General features: G+C 37.5%; 20 protein-coding genes. 8 read left to right on the top strand and 12 right to left on the bottom strand.

Annotated features, from left to right (window positions below; genetic code table 11):
* Nucleotides 1–22: 22 nt before the first annotated feature.
* Nucleotides 23–394, top strand: a complete 372-nt coding sequence (locus ACVWYG_RS02435) for an STAS domain-containing protein (protein WP_457268538.1) — start codon at nt 23–25, stop codon at nt 392–394.
* A 74-nt stretch (nt 395–468) separates the two neighbouring features.
* Nucleotides 469–1,374, top strand: coding sequence for a ribonuclease Z (locus ACVWYG_RS02430; protein ID WP_457268537.1), 906 nt, complete (start codon nt 469–471; stop codon nt 1,372–1,374).
* Nucleotides 1,375–1,394: 20 nt separating this feature from the next.
* Here ACVWYG_RS02430 and ACVWYG_RS02425 read toward each other — a convergent pair whose 3' ends face one another.
* From ACVWYG_RS02425 to ACVWYG_RS02415, 3 genes are all read right to left on the bottom strand, one after another.
* The gene (locus tag ACVWYG_RS02425; RefSeq protein ID WP_457268536.1) at nt 1,395–2,345 is read right to left on the bottom strand and encodes an MlaD family protein; all 951 of its coding nucleotides are present in this window, start codon (nt 2,343–2,345) and stop codon (nt 1,395–1,397) included.
* Nucleotides 2,346–2,492: 147 nt separating this feature from the next.
* A complete protein-coding gene (locus ACVWYG_RS02420; protein ID WP_457268535.1) occupies nt 2,493–3,269 on the bottom strand; it encodes an N-acetylmuramoyl-L-alanine amidase family protein in 777 nt (258 codons plus the stop codon).
* 10 nt (nt 3,270–3,279) lie between these two features.
* Nucleotides 3,280–4,143, bottom strand: a complete 864-nt coding sequence (locus ACVWYG_RS02415; protein WP_457268534.1) for an N-acetylmuramoyl-L-alanine amidase family protein — start codon at nt 4,141–4,143, stop codon at nt 3,280–3,282.
* A 74-nt stretch (nt 4,144–4,217) separates the two neighbouring features.
* Between ACVWYG_RS02415 and ACVWYG_RS02410 the strand changes: the two genes are divergently transcribed.
* The 6 genes from ACVWYG_RS02410 to ACVWYG_RS02385 all read left to right on the top strand — a co-directional run bounded on the left by ACVWYG_RS02410 (nt 4,218) and on the right by ACVWYG_RS02385 (nt 11,408).
* Nucleotides 4,218–6,899, top strand: a complete 2,682-nt coding sequence (locus tag ACVWYG_RS02410; RefSeq protein WP_457268533.1) for a putative LPS assembly protein LptD — start codon at nt 4,218–4,220, stop codon at nt 6,897–6,899.
* A gap of 3 nt (nt 6,900–6,902) precedes the next feature.
* Nucleotides 6,903–8,144, top strand: coding sequence for a competence/damage-inducible protein A (locus tag ACVWYG_RS02405; RefSeq protein WP_457268532.1), 1,242 nt, complete (start codon nt 6,903–6,905; stop codon nt 8,142–8,144).
* A 59-nt stretch (nt 8,145–8,203) separates the two neighbouring features.
* Nucleotides 8,204–9,526, top strand: a complete 1,323-nt coding sequence (locus ACVWYG_RS02400) for a dihydrolipoamide acetyltransferase family protein (protein WP_457268531.1) — start codon at nt 8,204–8,206, stop codon at nt 9,524–9,526.
* Between the two features lie 66 nt (nt 9,527–9,592).
* Nucleotides 9,593–10,198 carry a hypothetical protein gene (locus ACVWYG_RS02395; protein WP_457268530.1) on the top strand — a complete coding sequence of 202 codons (606 nt, stop codon included), beginning with the start codon at nt 9,593–9,595 and terminating at the stop codon, nt 10,196–10,198.
* 85 nt (nt 10,199–10,283) lie between these two features.
* Nucleotides 10,284–10,580, top strand: coding sequence for a thioredoxin (gene trxA / locus ACVWYG_RS02390; protein WP_457268529.1), 297 nt, complete (start codon nt 10,284–10,286; stop codon nt 10,578–10,580).
* Nucleotides 10,581–10,622: 42 nt separating this feature from the next.
* Nucleotides 10,623–11,408 carry a C40 family peptidase gene (locus ACVWYG_RS02385; protein WP_457268528.1) on the top strand — a complete coding sequence of 262 codons (786 nt, stop codon included), beginning with the start codon at nt 10,623–10,625 and terminating at the stop codon, nt 11,406–11,408.
* A 15-nt stretch (nt 11,409–11,423) separates the two neighbouring features.
* On the opposite strand, the gene ACVWYG_RS02380 is transcribed toward ACVWYG_RS02385, so the two are convergent.
* The 9 genes from ACVWYG_RS02380 to hisD form a co-directional block, all read right to left on the bottom strand.
* The gene (locus ACVWYG_RS02380) at nt 11,424–12,320 is read right to left on the bottom strand and encodes a WD40 repeat domain-containing protein (RefSeq protein ID WP_457268527.1); all 897 of its coding nucleotides are present in this window, start codon (nt 12,318–12,320) and stop codon (nt 11,424–11,426) included.
* Entirely contained in the window at nt 12,317–12,718 is a 402-nt protein-coding gene (locus ACVWYG_RS02375; RefSeq protein ID WP_457268526.1) for a hypothetical protein, read from the bottom strand. The genes ACVWYG_RS02380 and ACVWYG_RS02375 overlap by 4 nt, the downstream gene beginning before the upstream one ends.
* A 29-nt stretch (nt 12,719–12,747) precedes the next feature.
* The gene (gene hisIE, locus ACVWYG_RS02370; protein WP_457268525.1) at nt 12,748–13,350 is read right to left on the bottom strand and encodes a bifunctional phosphoribosyl-AMP cyclohydrolase/phosphoribosyl-ATP diphosphatase HisIE; all 603 of its coding nucleotides are present in this window, start codon (nt 13,348–13,350) and stop codon (nt 12,748–12,750) included.
* An 87-nt stretch (nt 13,351–13,437) separates the two neighbouring features.
* Nucleotides 13,438–14,193 (bottom strand): imidazole glycerol phosphate synthase subunit HisF, encoded by a 756-nt coding sequence (hisF, locus tag ACVWYG_RS02365; protein WP_457268524.1) that lies wholly within the window; start codon nt 14,191–14,193, stop codon nt 13,438–13,440.
* 96 nt (nt 14,194–14,289) lie between these two features.
* A complete protein-coding gene (gene hisA, locus ACVWYG_RS02360; RefSeq protein ID WP_457268523.1) occupies nt 14,290–15,039 on the bottom strand; it encodes a 1-(5-phosphoribosyl)-5-[(5-phosphoribosylamino)methylideneamino]imidazole-4-carboxamide isomerase in 750 nt (249 codons plus the stop codon).
* Between the two features lies 1 nt (nt 15,040).
* Nucleotides 15,041–15,676, bottom strand: a complete 636-nt coding sequence (gene hisH, locus ACVWYG_RS02355; RefSeq protein WP_457268522.1) for an imidazole glycerol phosphate synthase subunit HisH — start codon at nt 15,674–15,676, stop codon at nt 15,041–15,043.
* An 85-nt stretch (nt 15,677–15,761) separates the two neighbouring features.
* Complete coding sequence (gene hisB, locus ACVWYG_RS02350) at nt 15,762–16,982, bottom strand: bifunctional histidinol-phosphatase/imidazoleglycerol-phosphate dehydratase HisB (protein WP_457268521.1); 1,221 nt, start codon at nt 16,980–16,982, stop codon at nt 15,762–15,764.
* Nucleotides 16,983–16,996: 14 nt separating this feature from the next.
* Complete coding sequence (gene hisC / locus ACVWYG_RS02345) at nt 16,997–18,058, bottom strand: histidinol-phosphate transaminase (RefSeq protein WP_457268520.1); 1,062 nt, start codon at nt 18,056–18,058, stop codon at nt 16,997–16,999.
* 33 nt (nt 18,059–18,091) lie between these two features.
* On the bottom strand, nt 18,092–19,375 hold the full coding sequence (hisD, locus tag ACVWYG_RS02340; protein WP_457268519.1) for a histidinol dehydrogenase: 1,284 nt from the start codon (nt 19,373–19,375) through the stop codon (nt 18,092–18,094).
* Nucleotides 19,376–19,381 lie beyond the last annotated feature (6 nt).

Here is a 19,381-nt window from a genome sequence, read left to right as displayed (position 1 = left end):
TTAATTTTTTTAAATTAGTGGGATGAAGTTTTCGGTAGATAAGCAAGAGAAGTATGTAGTGCTAGAGCTAAAGGAGGAGAGATTTACGAATGAGATTGCTCCAGGATTGAAGTCTGAATTGTATATGCTTAACGCAGAAGGATTTAAATACATTATTGTAGACCTGTCGAGCGTTATTGAATGTAAAGACGCTCAAGACTTGAGTTCCTTATTGGTTGGAGATAGACTTTGTAAGTCGGCGGGAGGTTTATTTGTCGTAGCTGGAGTGAATGAAGAACTCGAATCGATTATAGCTTTATCCAAAATTTTTAACTCAATAGTTTTTGTAGGCAATGTAGAAGAAGCAATAGATTTCGTTTATATGGACAATCTTGAAAAAGATTTGAAAAAATAAAAGTAAGCCCATAACTTTGACATCACGGCCTCGTAGTTTTTATAAAGCTACGAGGCTTTTCACGAACTTTTAGTATGAAATTTGAAGTTACTATTTTGGGCAGTAATTCTGCAACTCCAGTGATTAATAGAAATCCATCGGCGCAATTGCTAAACTGCAATGATAAATATTATTTAATTGATTGTGGAGAAGGAACTCAGGTGCAACTGTTGCGTTTTAACCTTAAGGCTTCACGTATCGATCACATTTTTATCACACACCTTCATGGCGATCACTATTTTGGGTTAATTGGTTTACTCTCTACGCTTCATTTAAATGGCAGAATTAAAACGATGCACATTTTTGGACCCGTAGGTCTGCGAGAAATATTAGAACTCCAGTTTAAATATTCTGACACCATGCTTAGATTTCCTATAGAATTCCACATCTGCAATGCAGAGCAATCGATGGCTATTTTTGAAAATTCCGATCTTATTGTCAAGACCATTATCTTAAATCACCGCATTCCATGTACTGGATTTTTGTTTCAACAAACACTGCGGCCTAGAAAGATGATAAAAGAAAAAATAGACCAAGTGCCAACTGCCTATTACACTGCGCTAAAAAAAGGAAAAGATGTGACGCTTCCAGATGGGAGGATTCTAAAATCTCTAGATTTTACCACAGAACCTGAGCTGTCCAGATGCTATGCTTACTGTAGCGATACGTTAATGGATGAACGCTATTTTTCAACCATAAAAGGTTGCGATAATTTATACCACGAAGCTACATTTTTGCACGAGTTAGTAGATAGAGCGAATGAAACGCATCATACAACAGCGCTACAAGCTGGGCAAGTTGCGAAGATAAATCAGGTCAAAAAACTATTGATTGGGCACTTTTCTTCTAGATATAAAACATTACAGCCTTTGCTTGATGAAGCAAAGGCTGTATTTGAAAATACCGAACTGGTGATTGAAGGAAAAACCTTTCAGCTTTAAGGAATTCCACTGTTACTCTTTTACTTTTCTCTACCGCCGCCACCAAACACGGAGAAGTGTACATATCGTTTTGGATTTTCTTTTAGATCAATAATTAATGCGTCCAAGTTTTTCGAAGCACTATTTAAATTATCATACATTTTAGTGTCGTTTAGCAAAAGTCCTAAACTTCCTTTACCGTCTTTAACACCAGTAATAACAGATTGTAAATCAGCAATTGCATTATTTGCGTTGTCTAACGTCTGCTTAAAGTTTGCAGCAGCAAACTTGTCTGTAACAGTATTAATGTTGGTTAATATGTCTGATATTTTCTTGTTGTTATCGTTTAAGTTGGCGGTTATACTCTCCACATTTGCAAAAATGGCTTGAATTCTAGAACCTTCAGATCCAACCAACTTATCGACGTTTTTAGACGTATTCTCTAAAGAAGCGAGCGTACCGGCAATGCTATTGAAACTCTTGTCCACGCTTTTTTGAAAGTTTGGATTTAGAATTGAATTTACGCTGGTTAATATAGAATCCATCTTGCCGATAATAAGCTCAGCTTTCTTCTGCACTGGCTCTACTTGATCCATGAGTCCTTTTTCTACGTTGGCATTTAATACGTAACCGTCTTCGGCCATGTCTTTAGAATTTCCTAATTCCATCACAATGGCTTTACTGCCCAGTAAATCTGTTCCTTCTAAACGTGCGGTGCTATTTTTCGGAATGTCGTATTTTTGATTAATGCTTAAAGTGGCGAGAATAGTTCCGCCTGGTTCTAACTGTAATTTGGCAACTCTTCCGATCTGAAATCCATTTATCAGTATCGGCTTAGAAACAGTTAATCCGTCTACGCGGCTGTAGCGTGCAAACAATGTAGTCTGACTACTAAATATAGAATTTCCTTTTAAAAAATTATACCCAATAATGAGCAGGGCAATCGCAAAGGCTGCAAGGATGCCAACTTTTGTTTCATTTCTTATTTTCATACTTAATTTGTTTGGGCATCTAAAAAGGTTACATATAACGTGTCGCCCCCGATTTTCAGTTGCTTTTCTTTAGTAGATTTTTCTCTAACAAAATTTAACATCGAAAGGTTTTAATTTCTGCTCGCAAAGGTAAACTTTTATAGCAATTTATTTAACCTCTATATTTTTTTTATACAGTTTAATTGCGTCTACAATACATCCAACAATCTCGTCTTGCCCTTTATTAGAATTGATGTACCTCTCTTCTGTTGGATTAGAAATAAAACCAACTTCGGCAAGAACGGCAGGCATACCACAGCGCTGTAACACTAAAACTCCCTGTTCTTTAACTCCGCGATCGGTTCTTTTATATTTATTCACGTAATTGTTCTGAATCAATCTTGCAAAACTGATACTTTTATCCCTAAACGTGTTTTTTAAGAGAGAAAGCATGATGAAACTCGCGGGATCAGCGGGGTCGTAACCACTGTAATTTTCCTTATAGTTTTTTTCCAGTTTGATATCCGCATTTTCTCGTATCGCCGCATCTTGCTCCTTTAATCTGTGAGAACCCGCAACCAAAGTTTCCACACCATCTATGTACGATTTTCCTTTTGGCATTGAATTGCAATGAATCGAAATAAATAAATCTGCCTTTGCGTTATTTGCAATTTCTGCTCTCCTGTATAAATCAACATCAACATCTGTTTTACGGGTATAAATAATATGTATTTGCGGCAGCTGATTCTTAATCTCAGCGCCCAGTTTTAGTGCAATCTTTAAGGCCACATTTTTTTCTGTTGAGATGGCTCCCGATGCGCCGGGTTTTCTACCGCCATGCCCCGGATCAATGACGATGGTTTTTATAGAATAACCTTGCGACCAACCGTCTGTTTTACAAAACATAAATCCGGCTAAAACAAAAAACAAGTATTTAAAAGTCATAGAATTTGTCTTAAAAAGCTGTTTCAGCAAATTTTTTGTATTTAATTATTGCTTTAGTTATAGCACTCACAATCTCGTCTTGCCCTTCCGGAGAATTCATGTAATTTTCTTCGTCGGGATTGCTTACGAAACCAATTTCGGTAAGTACCGCAGGCATTGCTGCTCGAGCTAAAACCGCTAAGCTTTTTTCTTGCACTCCACGATTCACGCGGCCATTGTTTATATATTCTTGCTGTAGGAGAGATGCAAACCTTAAACTTCTCTCTCTATTGGTCTGCTTCATCAGAGAAAGCATAATGTCGTTTTCGGGAGTGTTTGAAATAAATCCCTCGTAATTCTTTTTATAGTCATCTTCTAAAAAAATAGAAGAATTCTCTCTTTTAATAACCTCATCTTGCTCGTCTAACCTACTTGTACCAGACACAAAAGTTTCTGTACCATTTGTAGAAGTGCTTTTTGCCCTAGTTGTGGTATAAACAGCTTGTTTCTTTCCACGTACCTTCTTATAATAGGCTAATTTTCTGGTGGTGTAAACTGGCATGTCATTTAAATGGATGGAAATAAACAAATCGGCTTTTGCCTCGTTGGCTAGTTTAATTCTTTCATATAATGGCACAAAAACATCGGTAGTGCGTGTATAAACTATGTTTATGTCTTTTAAACTGTCTTGTAGTGCTTTACCAAGATTCAGAGCAGTTTTTAACGCCACGTCTTTCTCTTTACTGTACACCCCATGCGTGGAACCATCTTTGCCGCCATGGCCAGCATCTATAACAATGGTTTTAATTTTGTAGTGCTGTGCAAAAGCTTGATTATCAATAGTGTTGGCTAAAGCGAACGAAATAAAGAAAGCTAAAAGAGTTTTAAGGTACATCAATGATATATTTTTCAGTAATTTTGGGCGTTTTTTAGTTAGCATTTTTGCAAATTTAACATTCAAATATCAATTTGAAAATTCTGGCAAACTCTATTTTTGTTTTTACTGTCATTTTATTGGTTTTAAACACTAGTAGAGTAAACGCTGCTGCGCACATTTCATTGCAGCAACTTACCCAACTAGATACTGCAAAAAAAGATACTTCTAGAAAAGACACCACTCTCGGCAATAGAAAAAATACAAGCGATTTAGATAAAAAAGTAGAGTATAAGGCAGAAGATTCTACAAAATTTAGTAAAGACAAAAGTATCATTTATTTATATGGACAGGCTAAAGTTTTATACGGCGATTTTGAACTGAGTGCAGACTATATTAGGTACGACAGTAAAAATGATATTATTTTTGCAAGCGGACGAACTGACCCAAAAACAAATAAGTATGTAGGAAGGCCGATTTTTAAGTCTGGCGCAGAAGGTTCTGCCATAGCAGATTCTATTTATTATAACTCTAAAACAAGCAAGGCAAAAGTATTTGGTGTTTTTTCTGAGCAAGAAGGAGGGTATTTTTCTGGTGGTCAAACTAAGAAGCAAATAGATGATGAAGTGCACTTAAAAAATGTAGTTTATAGCACTTGCGACCTCCCTTTTCCCCATCAACACTTTGGTTTTGTAATTACAAAAGGCATCGTGACTGAAAAACAAATTGTAACCGGTCCGGTGTATCTAGAAGTTGAAGGCGTTCCATTGCCACTGGGGCTTCCTTTTGCGTTTTTTCCAAAACCCAACAAACGGACGTCTGGCGTAATTCTTCCGCAACCTGGTGAGGATGCGACAAGGGGATTTTATTTACAAAACGGAGGCTATTACCTGGGTCTGAATGATTATTGGGATGCAAAACTCCTTGGTACTATTTATACTAATGGTTCTTATGAAACCAGTCTGCTATCAAACTATACAAAACGCTACAAATACAATGGAAATATTTCTTTGAGGTATGGAAGTATAAAAAACGGCTTGGAAGGTACAAAAGCATTTGAAACGCCCAATAAGGATTTCAGCATTGGCTGGTCACATAGTCAAAACGCAAACGCCCATCCGGGTACTAATTTTAGCGCTAGCGTAAATTTAGTTTCCAGTACTTATTATACCAATACGGCAGCAAACTCTACGTACGACATTAATGCGATTGCCAGAAATACCACTAGCAGTAGCGTAAGTTATGCCAAAAACTTTACTAACGGTATGAACTATTCGCTGTCGTTGGGAAGTGACCAAACATTAAGCACCAAAGATATCTCAGTCAGATTACCAACTGGCACGTTTAACGTTCCTACTTTTAATCCATTCGATTCAAAAACTCGTGTAGGCGAACAAAAGTGGTATCAAAAAATATCCGTTGGGTACGGAGTGCAAGCAAATAACAGCATCACGACAAAAGATACCCTTCTTTTTCAAAATGATGGACTAAAGCGATTAAAATCCGGCTTTAGCCACAGCATTCCTATAAATGCGTCTTTTACACTACTCGATGTCTTAAATTTTAGTGTAGGCGGAAGTTATAACGAAGTTTGGAATTTTCAGACAACAAGAAACAATTACACAACTTTTGGAGATGGAACGTATTCTATTAGAACAGATACAATTAGCGGTTTCAGGAGAGCCGGTAGCTATAGTTTCTCCACAAGTATGTCTACCAAAATATATGGACTTACCAAAAAGTTTAAGAATTTGGGAAACATCGAGCAGTTGCGCCACGTAATGACTCCGAATGTCTCTTTTAGCTATTCTCCGGATTTTACAAAAGCTGGCTCAGGACCATATTTGGCCGCGATAGATCAAAATGGGAAGCCAATTATAAATACTTATGATGGAACTCCACTAACTTATTCTATTTTCTCAAATAGCGCATATCCTGGCTCCTTTTCTAGCAAATCTGCTTCCATAGGGTTTGGATTGGATAATAACGTAGAATTAAAGGTGAGAGATAGAAAAGACACCACAGGAACTGGGGAAAAGAAGATTCCAATTATTCAAGGATTGAGCTTGAGCGGATCTTATAATTTTGTTGCACCACGTAACAAGCTGAGTAATTTGAGCTTTAGCGGAAGGTCTCAGTTTACCGATAAGTTGGGCATTAATTACAATGGTAGCTTCGATCCTTATACGTTAGATGCAATAACAGATCCTGCAACGGGTGTAGTCACCTACAGTAAAAGTAACGAACTGACGTTTAAAAACGGAAAGTTGCCAAGATTAACTTCGATAGGATTTTCTTTTGATTATAGCTTAAATCCGGCAGCATTAAAGAAAAAAAATGCCGCTAATGATGCGCTTAAAGATGCTTCAGAAAAAGGTCTTAGTCCAATTCAAACCGAAGAATTGTCTGCCTTAAGTAGGGATCCAAACGCTTTTGTAGATTTTAACATTCCATGGAATTTTTCGTTTTCTTACAGCTTTCAGTATGCAAACGATTTTGGACGGACTACGACAAGCAATACTTTGAATTTTAATGGAGACGTAAATTTTACACCCAAATGGAAGGCAACTTTTAGTTCTGGATATGATTTTAAGAACAACGGACTTACACCAATGCAGCTCGGAATCTATAGAGATTTGCATTGCTGGGATTTGAGCATCAATTGGGTTCCTTACGGCGCTTACAAGAGCTATTCGGTAACCTTAAAGGTGAAAGCCGCCATTCTTCAGGATTTAAAGTTGAGCAAAAGACAGGGTTATTATAATTCTTATAATTAAAATATGCTTGCAGAAATAATAACCATCGGAGATGAAATATTAATAGGCCAAATTGTAGACACGAATTCTGCTTGGATGGCTAAACAATTAAATTTAATTGGCATGTCTGTAAAGCAGATTACTTCAGTATCTGATGATGAGGGCCATATTATCGAAGCGCTACAAAACGCAGAAAAACGCGTTGATGTAATCTTAATTACGGGCGGTTTAGGTCCAACAAAAGACGATATAACCAAGTTTACATTAGCCAAATATTTTAATATGGGGTTTCGGAGAGATGAACCTACGCTAGAAATAGTGAAGCAACTCTTTGAAAAACTTAACCGCCCAATGATCGAATTGAATGCGAAACAAGCAGATGTTCCATCAGGGTGCGAGGTGGTTTTGAATAAACGAGGAACTGCTCCCTGCATGTGGTTTAATGAACACGGTAAAATTTTTGTTTCTATGCCCGGCGTCCCTTTTGAAATGATGTATTTAATGGAAGAAGAAATTTTACCGCGTTTAAAAAGCCGGTTTAAACTCCCTCACATTATACATCATACCATTTTAACGGCCGGTATTGGAGAATCATTTTTGGCTGTTCAGATCGAAGACATAGAAGCATCGCTTCCCCCATCAATAAAACTTGCTTATTTACCAAAATTAGGGCAGGTTAGATTGCGGTTGTCTGCCAGTGGATATGATGAGGCTAAAGTTCGTGGCGATGTTCAGGTATTTATTGATAAAATTGTACATCGCATCAAAAAATACGTGGTTGCCGAAGAAGATATACCATTAGAAAAAGCAATTGTGCAATTAATGGATACAAAAGGCTTCACACTTTCTACCGCAGAAAGCTGCACCGGTGGATACATAGCACACTTAATTACCCAGATTCCTGGTTGTTCATCTGTTTACTATGGTGGTGCGGTTGCTTATTCTTATTCCCTCAAAGAATCTGTTTTAGGGGTCAAAGAATCTACTTTAACAGACTATGGCGCGGTAAGCGAAGAAACAGTGAAGGAAATGGCAGAAGGAGCGCTGAAACATTTTAAAACGGATTATGCTGTGGCAGTTAGTGGAATTGCGGGCCCAGGTGGAGGTCTAGAAAATAAGCCAGTAGGAACAGTTTGGATTTCAGTTTGCAACAAACAGCAAACAATTTGCAAATTATTTCATTTTAGTAATGAGCGAACTCAAAACATAGAAAGATCTGCTGCTGCAGCATTAACATTGTTGCTGAACATGCTCAGAGAAGACTAGCTAAAATTAAAATCGTTAATTTTGTTTCATTATAAAGAATCCATCACTAAAAAAGTTATATGGCTCAGTACGAATTATTGTTACCGAAAATGGGAGAGAGTGTTGCCGAAGCTACGGTGATCAAATGGTTAAAAAATCCAGGCGATACGATAGCTTTAGACGATACCATCTTGGAAATAGCGACGGATAAAGTAGATTCTGAAGTTCCTTCGCCCGTGGCAGGTAAAATGGTAAAGCATCTTTTCAAAGAAGATGATGTTGCACAGGTTGGAGACGTTATCGCAATTATAGAAACAAATGAGTCGAATGGCTCCGTACCCACTACTGACAAGCCAATTCATGTAGAAAAACAAGATGTTACTTTTGTGGCAGGTGTGGATCCAGTGACTTTTAAAATTCAAGAAAGTATTAAGGAAGACAGTGAGTCTATAAGTTCTGATCGTTTTTATTCTCCTTTGGTAAAAAGTATCGCCGCCGAAGAAAATCTCTCTATCACAGAATTGGAAAAAATTAGCGGAACAGGAGCAGATGGGCGTTTAACAAAAGACGATTTACTTCAATATATAGCATCTAAAGCGACACAAAAACCGGAGGAGGAACTAGGAAAGGCTTCTGAAGTTAAAGAAAAGACAATAGAAAAACCTCAGCAGTCTACAACTGTTAGTTTAAACGCTAATGAGGAAATTATAGAAATGGATAGGATGCGCAAGCTTATTGCAAACCACATGGTAAATAGTGTTGCTACATCGCCACACGTTACTTCTTTTGTAGAGGCTGACGTAACCAACATGGTGCGTTGGAGAAACAAAGTGAAAGCGGGTTTTGAGAAGCGTGAGGGAGAAAAAATAACCTTTACGCCTTTATTTGCTGAAGCAGTTGCGAAGGCGATTAAGGATTTTCCAATGGTTAATGTTTCTGTTGTGGGAACTCAAATCATCAAAAAACGCGATATAAATATTGGTATGGCTGCTGCACTTCCGAGCGGAAATCTTATCGTACCTGTTATAAAAAACGCAGATCAATTAAATTTGGTTGGATTGACAAAAGCTGTTAATGATCTTGCTTCTAGAGCCAGAGACGGAAGACTTAAACCAGACGAAACCCAAGGCGGCACATTTACGTTAACAAATGTGGGTACTTTCGGGAACGTAATGGGCACGCCAATCATCAATCAACCACAAGTAGCCATTTTAGCTGTAGGCGCCATCAAGAAAAAACCAGCCGTTTTGGAAACGGAGTTTGGAGATGTCATCGCCATTAGGCATATGATGTTTCTTTCTTTATCTTATGATCATAGAGTTGTTGACGGGAGTTTAGGAGGGATGTTTGTGCGTAGAGTCGCCGATTACCTAGAAAATTGGGATTTCGATAGAGAAATTTAAAAATCGCTGTACATCAATATTGCATCGTCCAAAATCGAATTTAAATTAATTTTAGAAGTAAATAAAATGCTTAACACTACCTTAGAAAAAATAGTTGCCGATGATGTACTCCATGCAAAATGGTTAAACACGCTTTCATTTATGGAGAATGCAGGCGCTAAGAAAATTTCAGCTTCAGAACATAAGGAAAATGTAACTATTATTGTATTAAAACACGCAGCAGAAGAACATCGCCATGCCTATTATCTAAAAAAACAGATTGCTAAAATTGCCCATGGAGATTGTGAGACTTACGGAAATGCTGAATTGCTATCCCCGGCCCACACCAAATATTACCTTCATGCGCTAGATATTGCTGTATCTAGGTATTTAAAAGACAAGTTTAACTTATCTGGATACGAGTTAAAATTTGCCGCCTATTTATTTGTTACTTATGCTATAGAAGTCCGCGCAGATGAGCTTTACCCAATCTACCAAGCAATATTAGACGATGCAAACAGCAAGGTGAATGTTAAGTCTATTATATTAGAGGAAGAGGGGCATTTAGAGGAAATGATCAAACAGTTGACTGCTTTTTCTACAGATTGGAGAAAATATGCAGACGATGTAATTGCGATAGAGCAAGGCTTGTTTCAAAACTGGACAAGCGATTTGGCAGCGGAAATTGCATAAAAATGTAGTTAAATAATTTAAAATAAAAAGTGTGCAAAAGATTTTCAGCTTTTATTTTTAAAGTTAACCTATAAACCTTCAGAAAATGGCTACTTTCTCAGATTTAGTAAACCAAGATAAACCCGTACTCATAGACTTTTCTGCCGAGTGGTGCGGTCCTTGTAAGATGATGAAACCAATTTTGGAACAAGTTAAAATAGACATTGGCGATAAAGTTGCAATCATTAAAATTGATATAGATAAAAATAATAAGACTGCTGCAGATTATAATGTGCAAAGTGTACCAACTCTTATACTTTTTAAAAAGGGGAAAGTACTTTGGAGGCACAGTGGTGTTGTACAACCCGCTCAACTTAAACAAATAATTCAAGCGAACTTGTAGCTTATTTTTTAAGAGTTATTTATTTTCTTAAAGTTTTTCAACATGGATAGTCTCTACGGAATTTGTAGAATTGCTGTTGCCGCACTTCGTGCCGAGCCGAGTGATCGGGCTGAAATGGTTTCGCAATTGCTTTTTGGTGATCATGTAGAAGTTTTAGATAAGCAAGAAAGGTGGTGGCTCATCCAAAATGGATATGATCGCTACCAAGGGTGGGTAGATTTTAGGCAATTGGCAGACATTTCTCAAAGCGATTTTTTAACTGCACACCATTGTGATACGGTCGCACCGCTGAGTTTTAGTAATTCGCTCATTTCAACAGATGGAAATATTTTTCACATAGGTCCCGGGAGTAATCTCCCAAATTTCAAAAATGGATATTGCCGATTGGGCGCCGAACATTTTAAATTAGAATTTGAGCCACAACATAAATCTAAGATAAATTTTAAAAATGAAGTAGCTGAGACTTCAAAATTTTTTCAAAACATTCCATATCTCTGGGGCGGTAGGAATCTCTTTGGATTAGATTGCTCAGGGTTCGTCCAACTCGTATTTAAAATGTTTAATATAACCTTAGCTCGAGATGCTTCGCAACAGGCGGAACAGGGAAATTTAGTTGGTTTTTTGCCAGAAGGAAAAGCAGGTGATCTTGCATTTTTCGATAATGAAGAAGGCAAAATTACTCATGTTGGCATTTTGCTTTCGCCTAATGAGATTATTCATGCTTCTTCGAAAGTACGTATCGATCAAATTGATGACCAAGGCATTTTTAATAGAGCGCTCGGTAGATACACCCATAAACTAAGAATTATCAAACGGTTTTTAGCGTAATTTCCGTTTTTATTATCATTCAAGTTCCCAAACAATCACTTGCCTATCATCGCCGGTAGAGATCAAATATTTTCCGTCATTACTCCAAATAATTTTATTCACAGAATGGGAGTGACCCACACCCATTTTTTCTAAACTTAAGATTTTATACAATTTAAAATTTTCCGAATCCCAAATTTTTATACTTTTATCTTGACTGCCCGTTGCAAAGTAGGGTAGTGTCGGATGAAATACAATGGCATAAACGCCAAACATGTGCGCAGCAATTGTTTCTTTGAGCTGGTAGGTTGGCAAATCTAAAATGTTCAGCTTTGCGTCTCTTCCACCAGAGATTAAAAATTTTCCTTTTGGATGGTAGACCAATGATGTAACTGCTAATGAATGGATTTTTAAGCTATGTTTAAAGCTGTAATCGGTAACATTGTAGATGTAAATAGAATTGTCTTTGCTCCCAAATGCAATCTCGCTTTCGTCTATCGAAACGGCCATACTTCTTACCATAGAACTAGAAATTTGAAACCTGAAACGTTCCTCAAAATCTTTAAGTGACCAAACGGCAACCATGCCATCTTCGCCGGTGGTTAACAATTCATTTTTACCTTTTATTGTGGTGATATCGAAGATGGGTTTTAGGTGTGCTTGGACCTGTGCAATAATTTTTTGCGCTATAAAATCATAAACAGTCATCAGTCCGCTTCGCTCGCCTATATATAAGCGGTTGCTATAATTATGTAGTACGTAAACCGAACTTTCTACCGGCAATTTTACCATTAGGAAAGCCATTTTTTTTAAGCTCCATTCTACCACACCCTTGTCGTTTCCAGCGCTGAAGAAAATCCCCTCTTTATCTGAAGCAGCTAAGGCGTAAACCGGATTTTGGTGTCCTGAAAGCGTTTTTAAATGTTTGATCATTTAATGGTAGTTTGATTTTTTGTTAAAATAAATCTTAAGTTTCTGTCGAATTTTAACACTGCGAACACCTGAAAAACAACAGAAATATCAAAAACTAGCCTAACTACAACTAGTAATAAACTAAACGCTGCAGGCGTATTTTTCGGCGAAAAAATATGCGCAAGAAGAATGCCATCTGCAACGACCGATAAAACACTTAGAAAAATACAAATGTAGCCTAACCATATATGCCACTTAGCAAATTTTAAGTTACTCTTTAATAAATGAAATAGTGAAAGCCAATTAAACAAAAGAATGGGTAAAAGACTTAAAAAATCTAGTGCATTTTGGTTGTTTTTACTAAGGGCTAACAAGATAATTCCTATAAAGAGATTAAAATAAGAAACGTATTTTATCATGCTATGCCTTTTTATTATACCGTAAATCTTCAACGATGCCTTTCAATCAATTTATCTGAAATGTCTTTAATTGACAAACCTCTTTCCTTGAGTAAGAATAACAAATGAAAAACAAGGTCTGCAGCTTCTCCTACAAGTTCTTCTCTCGATTCTGCAAGCGCAGCAATTACAGTTTCTACACCTTCTTCGCCAACTTTTTGGGCAATTTTATTTATGCCCTTCTTCTGCATTTTGTTGATGTAAGAACCTTCAACTGGGTTTTCATACCTATCGGTAATGATGTTCTCAAGCTCAAATATAAAGTTTTGATTGAACGATGTTTTGAAACAACTTCGACTTCCTGTATGGCATGTAGGACCATCAGCTTGAACCTTAATTAGAAGAGTATCATTGTCGCAATCATTAAAAATCTCTTTCACATTTAAGTAATTTCCACTGGTTTCGCCCTTCGTCCACAGCCTGTTTTTAGTGCGGGAAAAAAAGGTAACTTTTCGTTCTGCCTTTGTCTTTTCTAATGCTTCGCGGTTCATGTATCCGAGCATTAAAACTTCTAAAGTTTGATGGTCTTGGACGATAACCGGTATTAAACCGGCTGTCTTATCCCAATCTAATAAAGAAATATCTAAGTTCATATGTTTATTGTTTACAACATTGCGGGCGACTAGAAACTTAAAATAAATACAAGGATTACTTTGCGCCCCAAAATAATGTGGTACTATTTAAATTCTCACAGGAATTCCATTTTCAGTCAACACTCTTTTCAAATCAGGTATCAATATCTCCCCATAATGAAATACGGAAGCAGCCAAAGCTGCGTCTACTTTCGCATTTTTAAATACATCAATAAAATGTTGCATGTTTCCTGCACCACCAGAGGCGATAATCGGAATGCTTATTGTTTTGTTTATTTTGCTAAGCAAATTGCAATCGAATCCGGATTTTGTTCCATCATGATCCATGGAAGTTAACAAAATCTCCCCAGCTCCTAAACTCTCGGCTCGTTTAATCCATTCCTCGGTGTCAAGTTCTGTGACCAATCGGCCGCCATTTAAATGAACTTTGTTTTTTTTATTTACAAACTTTGTATCCACAGCCAAAACTACAAACTGTGCTCCAAATGCTTTTGCAAGTGTTTCAATCAGTTTTGGATTGCGAACCGCTGCAGAATTGATGCTAATTTTATCTGCCCCTGCGTTTAACAAAGCCTCAGCATCGGCAATTTCTGTAATTCCACCGCCTATTGTAAATGGAATGTTCAATTGGCGCGCTACTGATTTTACCATTTCGATCATTGTTTTTCTTCGCTCATTTGTGGCGGTGATGTCTAAAAAAACGAGTTCGTCTGCGCCTTGTTCCGCATATTTTGCTGCAAGTTCCACGGGATCTCCGGCGTCTTGTAAATTTACAAAATTAACGCCCTTTACCGTTCTACCGTCTTTTACATCTAAACAGGGAATAATTCGTTTACTGAACATCTTTTTAAGGTTTCTGCATTGCAAGCGATGGAGCAATCTTTGAAGCACAATTCAAAATGATTAGACTGCGTCAAGCCTTCAAAACGGTTTTTAAATCTAGATTGAAGAGAGCGCCTTTAAATTCCACTCTTTTATCTCTTCAATAGAAATTCTGTCTTCATAAATTGCTTTTCCAACAACTACGCTTCTAATGTCAAATTTGGCTAACTCCTTTATGTCCTCCATCGAGCTTACTCCGCCCGAGGCGATTAGTTTGATCATTGGCGAATGCTCCAGCAATTTCCTATACAAATCAACCGCTGCGCCGCCGAGCTTGCCATCTTTATTTATATCAGTACATAGAAACCTAAAAAAGCCCAAATTAAGGCACTTATCAACGTAATCCATTAGCTTTATAGGAGAGCTTTCCATCCATCCAGAATATTTGATTACTTCATCTAATACGTCTATAGCGATAACTATGCGGTTTGCATAAGTCTCTTTTTTGGTAAAGGCGATACTTAACTCACTTAAAAAATTGGGATTCGTAATGGCTTGAGTACCTACAATAACTCGATGTATGCCAGCATCTAGTAAGAAATTTACTTGCTCAATGGTGCGTATTCCGCCACCATATTGCACTTTCATTTCTGTTTTTCTGATGATTTCAAATAGCGATTCTTGATTGCTAAAATCTCCTCTTGCACCATTTAAATCAATAATATGGATGAGATCGGTACCATTGGATTGATATTTTGCAATCATCTCTGACAAAGAAATGTTGTATTCAGTTTTCTGGTTGTAATCTCCTTCGCGCAAGCGAACTACTTTTCCGTCTAGAATATCTATTGCGGGTATAATGTACATGTTAAAAGGTTAAATTAGAAAAGTTTTTAAGTACCTGTTCTCCCGCTTTCCCAGATTTTTCCGGATGAAATTGCACGCCAAAATAGTTATCTTTTTGTATGGCTGCAGAAAATTTCACACCGTAATCTGTCGAAGCGATGTCAAAAATAGGGTTATATTCTATAAAATAAGAATGTACGAAATAAAACTGCTCTCCGTTTTGTAAACCCCTAAATAGAACCGAGTTGCTATAATTAATTCCGTTCCATCCCATATGTGGAATCTTGATTTTTAAAGTCTTGTCGAATTTTTTCGTCTTTACTTCAATAATATTCAACAGATCTGCATCGCCTTCTTCGCTATGAGAGGTTAACAATTGCATTCCTACACAAATGCCCAATACTGGCTTTTTTTGCTTTTTTATTGCTTCAGCAAGTCCGCTATTTGTTAGTTTTTTCATAGCAGCGCCTGCGTGGCCTACCCCAGGTATGATAATGTGCGAATATAAATCGAAATCGGGCTCAGTGTTGATCATTCCGTAAGACATGCTTAACCTGTCTAATGCCGAGGTAAGCGAAAAAATATTTCCTGCTCCATAATTTACAATTCCAACTCTTTTGTTTAACAACGGGAGCGCATGGTTGTTTTCATTCTGCATAGCTAATAGTTTACTACTGGGTCTATCTCCAAATTTAAATTGCAATCTTTGTTCAACTTTTGCCCACGGTCTAGCTGCCCAGCTACTAAAGCAACCCCTTTGTACTTGGCAAAACCATCTTTTCTGCATCTCGTTTAATTGCCATTTTAAGAGATTTGGCAAAAGCTTTAAAAATAGCTTCAATTTTATGGTGTTCGTTGCTTCCCTCAGCTTTAATGTTTAAGTTGCATTTTGCGGCATCGCTAAAAGATTTAAAGAAATGGTAAAACATTTCAGTTGGGACGTCACCAACTTTTTCTCTCTTAAAATCAGCATCCCAAACCAACCAATTTCGTCCACCAAAATCTATTGCCACTTGCGCTAAACAGTCGTCCATCGGCAAACAAAATCCGTATCGTTCAATTCCCAGTTTTTTTCCCAATGCTTTTGCAAAAGCTTCTCCCAAAGCAATTCCAGTATCTTCTATTGTATGGTGCTCATCAATGTGCAGGTCTCCGTCGGCCAACACCTTCAGATCTATGCTACCATGTCTTGCAATTTGATCCAACATGTGGTCAAAGAAATTTAATCCGGTCTGTATTTCCGCATTGCCCGTTCCATCAAGATCTATTTTGATTGATATCTTGGTTTCGTTTGTGTTTCGCTGGTGACTTATTTTTCTGCTTCCAGCGGATAAGAACATGTAAATGTCTTTCCATTCTGTAGTTTCTAACGAGATCACATCATCTAAAGCTTCTCTCTTTAATAAATTTTCGGTTGCACCAAGGGCATCATTATTTCGGATAAAGATGCCCTTGCAAGCTAAATTTTTTGCCAAGACCATATCGTTTAACCGATCTCCAATTACAAATGAATTGGATAAATCGTAGGACTCGCTAAAATATTTTGTGAGAAGAGCTGTGCCAGGTTTACGTGTTAAAGCATTGTCTTTTGCAAAGGTCTTATCAATAATTACTTCATCAAAATTTACGCCTTCTCCTTGAAAGGTTTTTAGAATAAAGTTATGGATTGGCCAGAATTTTTCGTCTGGATTTACAGCTGTTCCCAAACCATCCTGGTTGGTAACCATCACCAATCTGAAATCTAATTCGGCCGCTATTTTAGGAAGATAAAATAAAGCTTTTGGATAGAACATAAGCTTTTCGAAACTATCGACTTGTTCATCTTCAGGTTCGACATTCAACGTGCCATCCCTATCTATAAACAGAATTTTAGTCTTCGAGATAACACTTTGATTTGCATGTACTTCGTTTAACCCTAAACTTTTAAGCGGGCTTTCTTCAATTTCGGTAATGTTCTTTGCCATTGTTTTTGTGCGATTTAAGCTCCTCCGTGAACGAGCTGATATTTTAAAACATCGATCAACCTATCATTTTCTTCTTTTGTACCGATTGTAATCCTTAAACAACCTTCGCAAAGGGTTACTTTTGATCTATCACGAACAATAATGCCTTGATCAACCAACTTTTTATAGGTCCCAGCTGCGTTGTCTACATCAATTAAAATAAAATTAGCGTCGCTTGGATAGACCATTTTAACATTTGACAGCTTATTGAGTTCAATACCTACCCTGTCTCGTTCATCAACCGTTTCTTTGATCCATTTATTTACTTGCTTTACGTTTTTAAGTGCCTCTAAAGCAAGATTTTGCGTAGCTTGATTGATGTTATATGGAGGCTTAATTTTATTTAAAACATCAATGATGGGTTTGGAAGAGAAAGCCATTCCCAAGCGAAGTGCTGCCAATCCCCACGCTTTGGAAAAGGTTTGTAACACCACCAAATTTGTGTACTCTTTAAGTTCTTGTATAAATGTTTTCTGCTTTGCATAATTAATGTAAGCTTCATCTACTACCACAATCCCATTAAAGTTTGCTAAGATTGTTTCGATGTCATCTCTCCTGATCGAATTTCCGGTTGGGTTGTTTGGCGAGCAGATGAATATCAATTTCGTGTTTTTATCAATCGACTCTGCAATGTTGTCGAGATCTAATTGAAAATCAGGCAATAAATTCACCTTTTTCACTATCACATCATTAATATTTGCCGAGACTTCATACATCCCGTAGGTAGGCGGAACGACAATTACGTTGTCTACACCTGGGTTGCAAAATGCTCTAAACAGTAAATCAATAGCCTCATCACTTCCGTTACCCAAAAAAATATGCGCCGCAGGTACACCTTTAATTTTGCTTATTTCTGTCTTCAAATCCAATTGCAACGGATCAGGATAACGGTTATAGTTTACCGGTAGCGGCGAACCATGGCTATTTTCATTTGCGTCTAAAAAGATTGAAGCATTTCCCTTAAACTCGTCCCGCGCGGTAGAGTAAGGTTTCAAGTTTTTGATATTTTCTCTGACTAAATCTTCTACGTTTATCATTCAAAAAATGATTTAATAATTTAAATTCAAAATTTAATTGCCGGTTAATCTAATGGTTACTGCATTCTTATGGGCATCCAATCCCTCTGCAAGCGCCAGCGTTTCCACTGTATTCGCTATGTTTTCTAACCCGATTTTAGTTAATTTTTGAAAAGTAATTTTCTTAACAAAAGCATCAACTGACACACCAGAATACGCTTTAGCAAAGCCGCTTGTGGGTAGCGTATGGTTGGTTCCAGACGCATAATCGCCAACGCTTTCTGGTGTAAAGTTTCCAAGGAAAACAGATCCAGCATTTACAATATTTGGTGTCAATATCTCGTGATTGTCAGTTGCGAGTATTAAGTGTTCTGGCGCATATTCATTGGAAAACTCCATGGCTTCATCTAGATTAGTAACTAAAACTGCATAACTATTTTCTAGCGCCTTTGTGGCAATCTGGCTTCTTGTTAGTAATGCAACCTGCACCGCAATTTCTGAATTGACGAGATCTATTATTTCTGTTGAGGTAGCGACTAAAACAGTTTGACTGTCAATGCCATGCTCGGCTTGCGCAAGTAAATCTGCAGCGACAAATGCTGGGATTGCAGTGTCATCTGCAATGATCAGAACTTCTGATGGACCTGCAGGCATATCAATGGCAACCATATTGTGAAGCATCATTTTAGCACTGGTAACATATCGGTTCCCTGGGCCAAAAATTTTGTAAACTTTTGGTACGGTTTCGGTACCATAGGCCATTGCAGCAATGGCTTGGGCGCCTCCAATGAGATAGATTCGATCGATTCCCAATAGTTGCGCGCAGTACGCCACATAACAATTGGTTTTGCCGTCTTTTTGTGGAGGAGAACAAATCACAACTTCTTTGCAGCCAGCTATAATTGCAGGGGTTGCCAACATTAAAAATGTGCTCGGCAGTACCGCAGAACCACCAGGAACATATAAGCCCACTCTTTCAATCGCTCTGGTTTCTCTCCAACAGACTACCCCCGTCATGGTTTCTACTTTCGATTCTTTTTTGATTTGCGATTTATGAAACTTTTCTATGTTCGAAAAGGCAACATTTATCGCCATTTTTGCTTCTCCTGAAATAGTAGAAGCAATGGCTGCAATCTCTTCGGAATCTAAAAAAAGTTTCTTTAAAACAACATTGTCAAATTGCTTCGCGTACTTAAAAATGGCTTCGTCACCGTTCAATTTTACCTCGGTCAAAATCTTTTCCACCGTGCGCTTGATCTCGGTATCGTCGTCAATCTGCCGCGAACATATCGTCTCAATTTCTAATTTAGATAAACCTTTGTATTTATAGACTTTCAATGCGTT

It is taken from the genome of Pedobacter sp. UYEF25 (assembly GCF_054061655.1).
The sequence above is the reverse complement of the archived record's forward strand: the minus strand, read 5'-3'. Positions and strand labels throughout refer to the sequence as shown.

Bases quoted from the DNA above. Each gene is read 5' to 3' on its own strand.
- ACVWYG_RS02415 (WP_457268534.1), bottom strand. From the start codon at position 4,143: ATGTACCTTAAAACTCTTTTAGCTTTCTTTATTTCGTTCGCTTTAGCC.
- hisA (WP_457268523.1), bottom strand. From the start codon at position 15,039: ATGTACATTATACCCGCAATAGATATTCTAGACGGAAAAGTAGTTCGC.
- ACVWYG_RS02425 (WP_457268536.1), bottom strand. From the start codon at position 2,345: ATGAAAATAAGAAATGAAACAAAAGTTGGCATCCTTGCAGCCTTTGCG.
- hisF (WP_457268524.1), bottom strand. From the start codon at position 14,193: ATGTTCAGTAAACGAATTATTCCCTGTTTAGATGTAAAAGACGGTAGA.
- ACVWYG_RS02380 (WP_457268527.1), bottom strand. From the start codon at position 12,320: ATGATCAAACATTTAAAAACGCTTTCAGGACACCAAAATCCGGTTTAC.
- ACVWYG_RS02385 (WP_457268528.1), top strand. From the start codon at position 10,623: ATGGATAGTCTCTACGGAATTTGTAGAATTGCTGTTGCCGCACTTCGT.
- hisIE (WP_457268525.1), bottom strand. From the start codon at position 13,350: ATGAACTTAGATATTTCTTTATTAGATTGGGATAAGACAGCCGGTTTA.
- ACVWYG_RS02395 (WP_457268530.1), top strand. From the start codon at position 9,593: ATGCTTAACACTACCTTAGAAAAAATAGTTGCCGATGATGTACTCCAT.
- ACVWYG_RS02405 (WP_457268532.1), top strand. From the start codon at position 6,903: ATGCTTGCAGAAATAATAACCATCGGAGATGAAATATTAATAGGCCAA.
- ACVWYG_RS02420 (WP_457268535.1), bottom strand. From the start codon at position 3,269: ATGACTTTTAAATACTTGTTTTTTGTTTTAGCCGGATTTATGTTTTGT.
- hisB (WP_457268521.1), bottom strand. From the start codon at position 16,982: ATGGCAAAGAACATTACCGAAATTGAAGAAAGCCCGCTTAAAAGTTTA.
- hisC (WP_457268520.1), bottom strand. From the start codon at position 18,058: ATGATAAACGTAGAAGATTTAGTCAGAGAAAATATCAAAAACTTGAAA.
- hisH (WP_457268522.1), bottom strand. From the start codon at position 15,676: ATGCAGAATGAAAACAACCATGCGCTCCCGTTGTTAAACAAAAGAGTT.
- ACVWYG_RS02375 (WP_457268526.1), bottom strand. From the start codon at position 12,718: ATGATAAAATACGTTTCTTATTTTAATCTCTTTATAGGAATTATCTTG.
- ACVWYG_RS02430 (WP_457268537.1), top strand. From the start codon at position 469: ATGAAATTTGAAGTTACTATTTTGGGCAGTAATTCTGCAACTCCAGTG.
- ACVWYG_RS02435 (WP_457268538.1), top strand. From the start codon at position 23: ATGAAGTTTTCGGTAGATAAGCAAGAGAAGTATGTAGTGCTAGAGCTA.
- ACVWYG_RS02400 (WP_457268531.1), top strand. From the start codon at position 8,204: ATGGCTCAGTACGAATTATTGTTACCGAAAATGGGAGAGAGTGTTGCC.
- trxA (WP_457268529.1), top strand. From the start codon at position 10,284: ATGGCTACTTTCTCAGATTTAGTAAACCAAGATAAACCCGTACTCATA.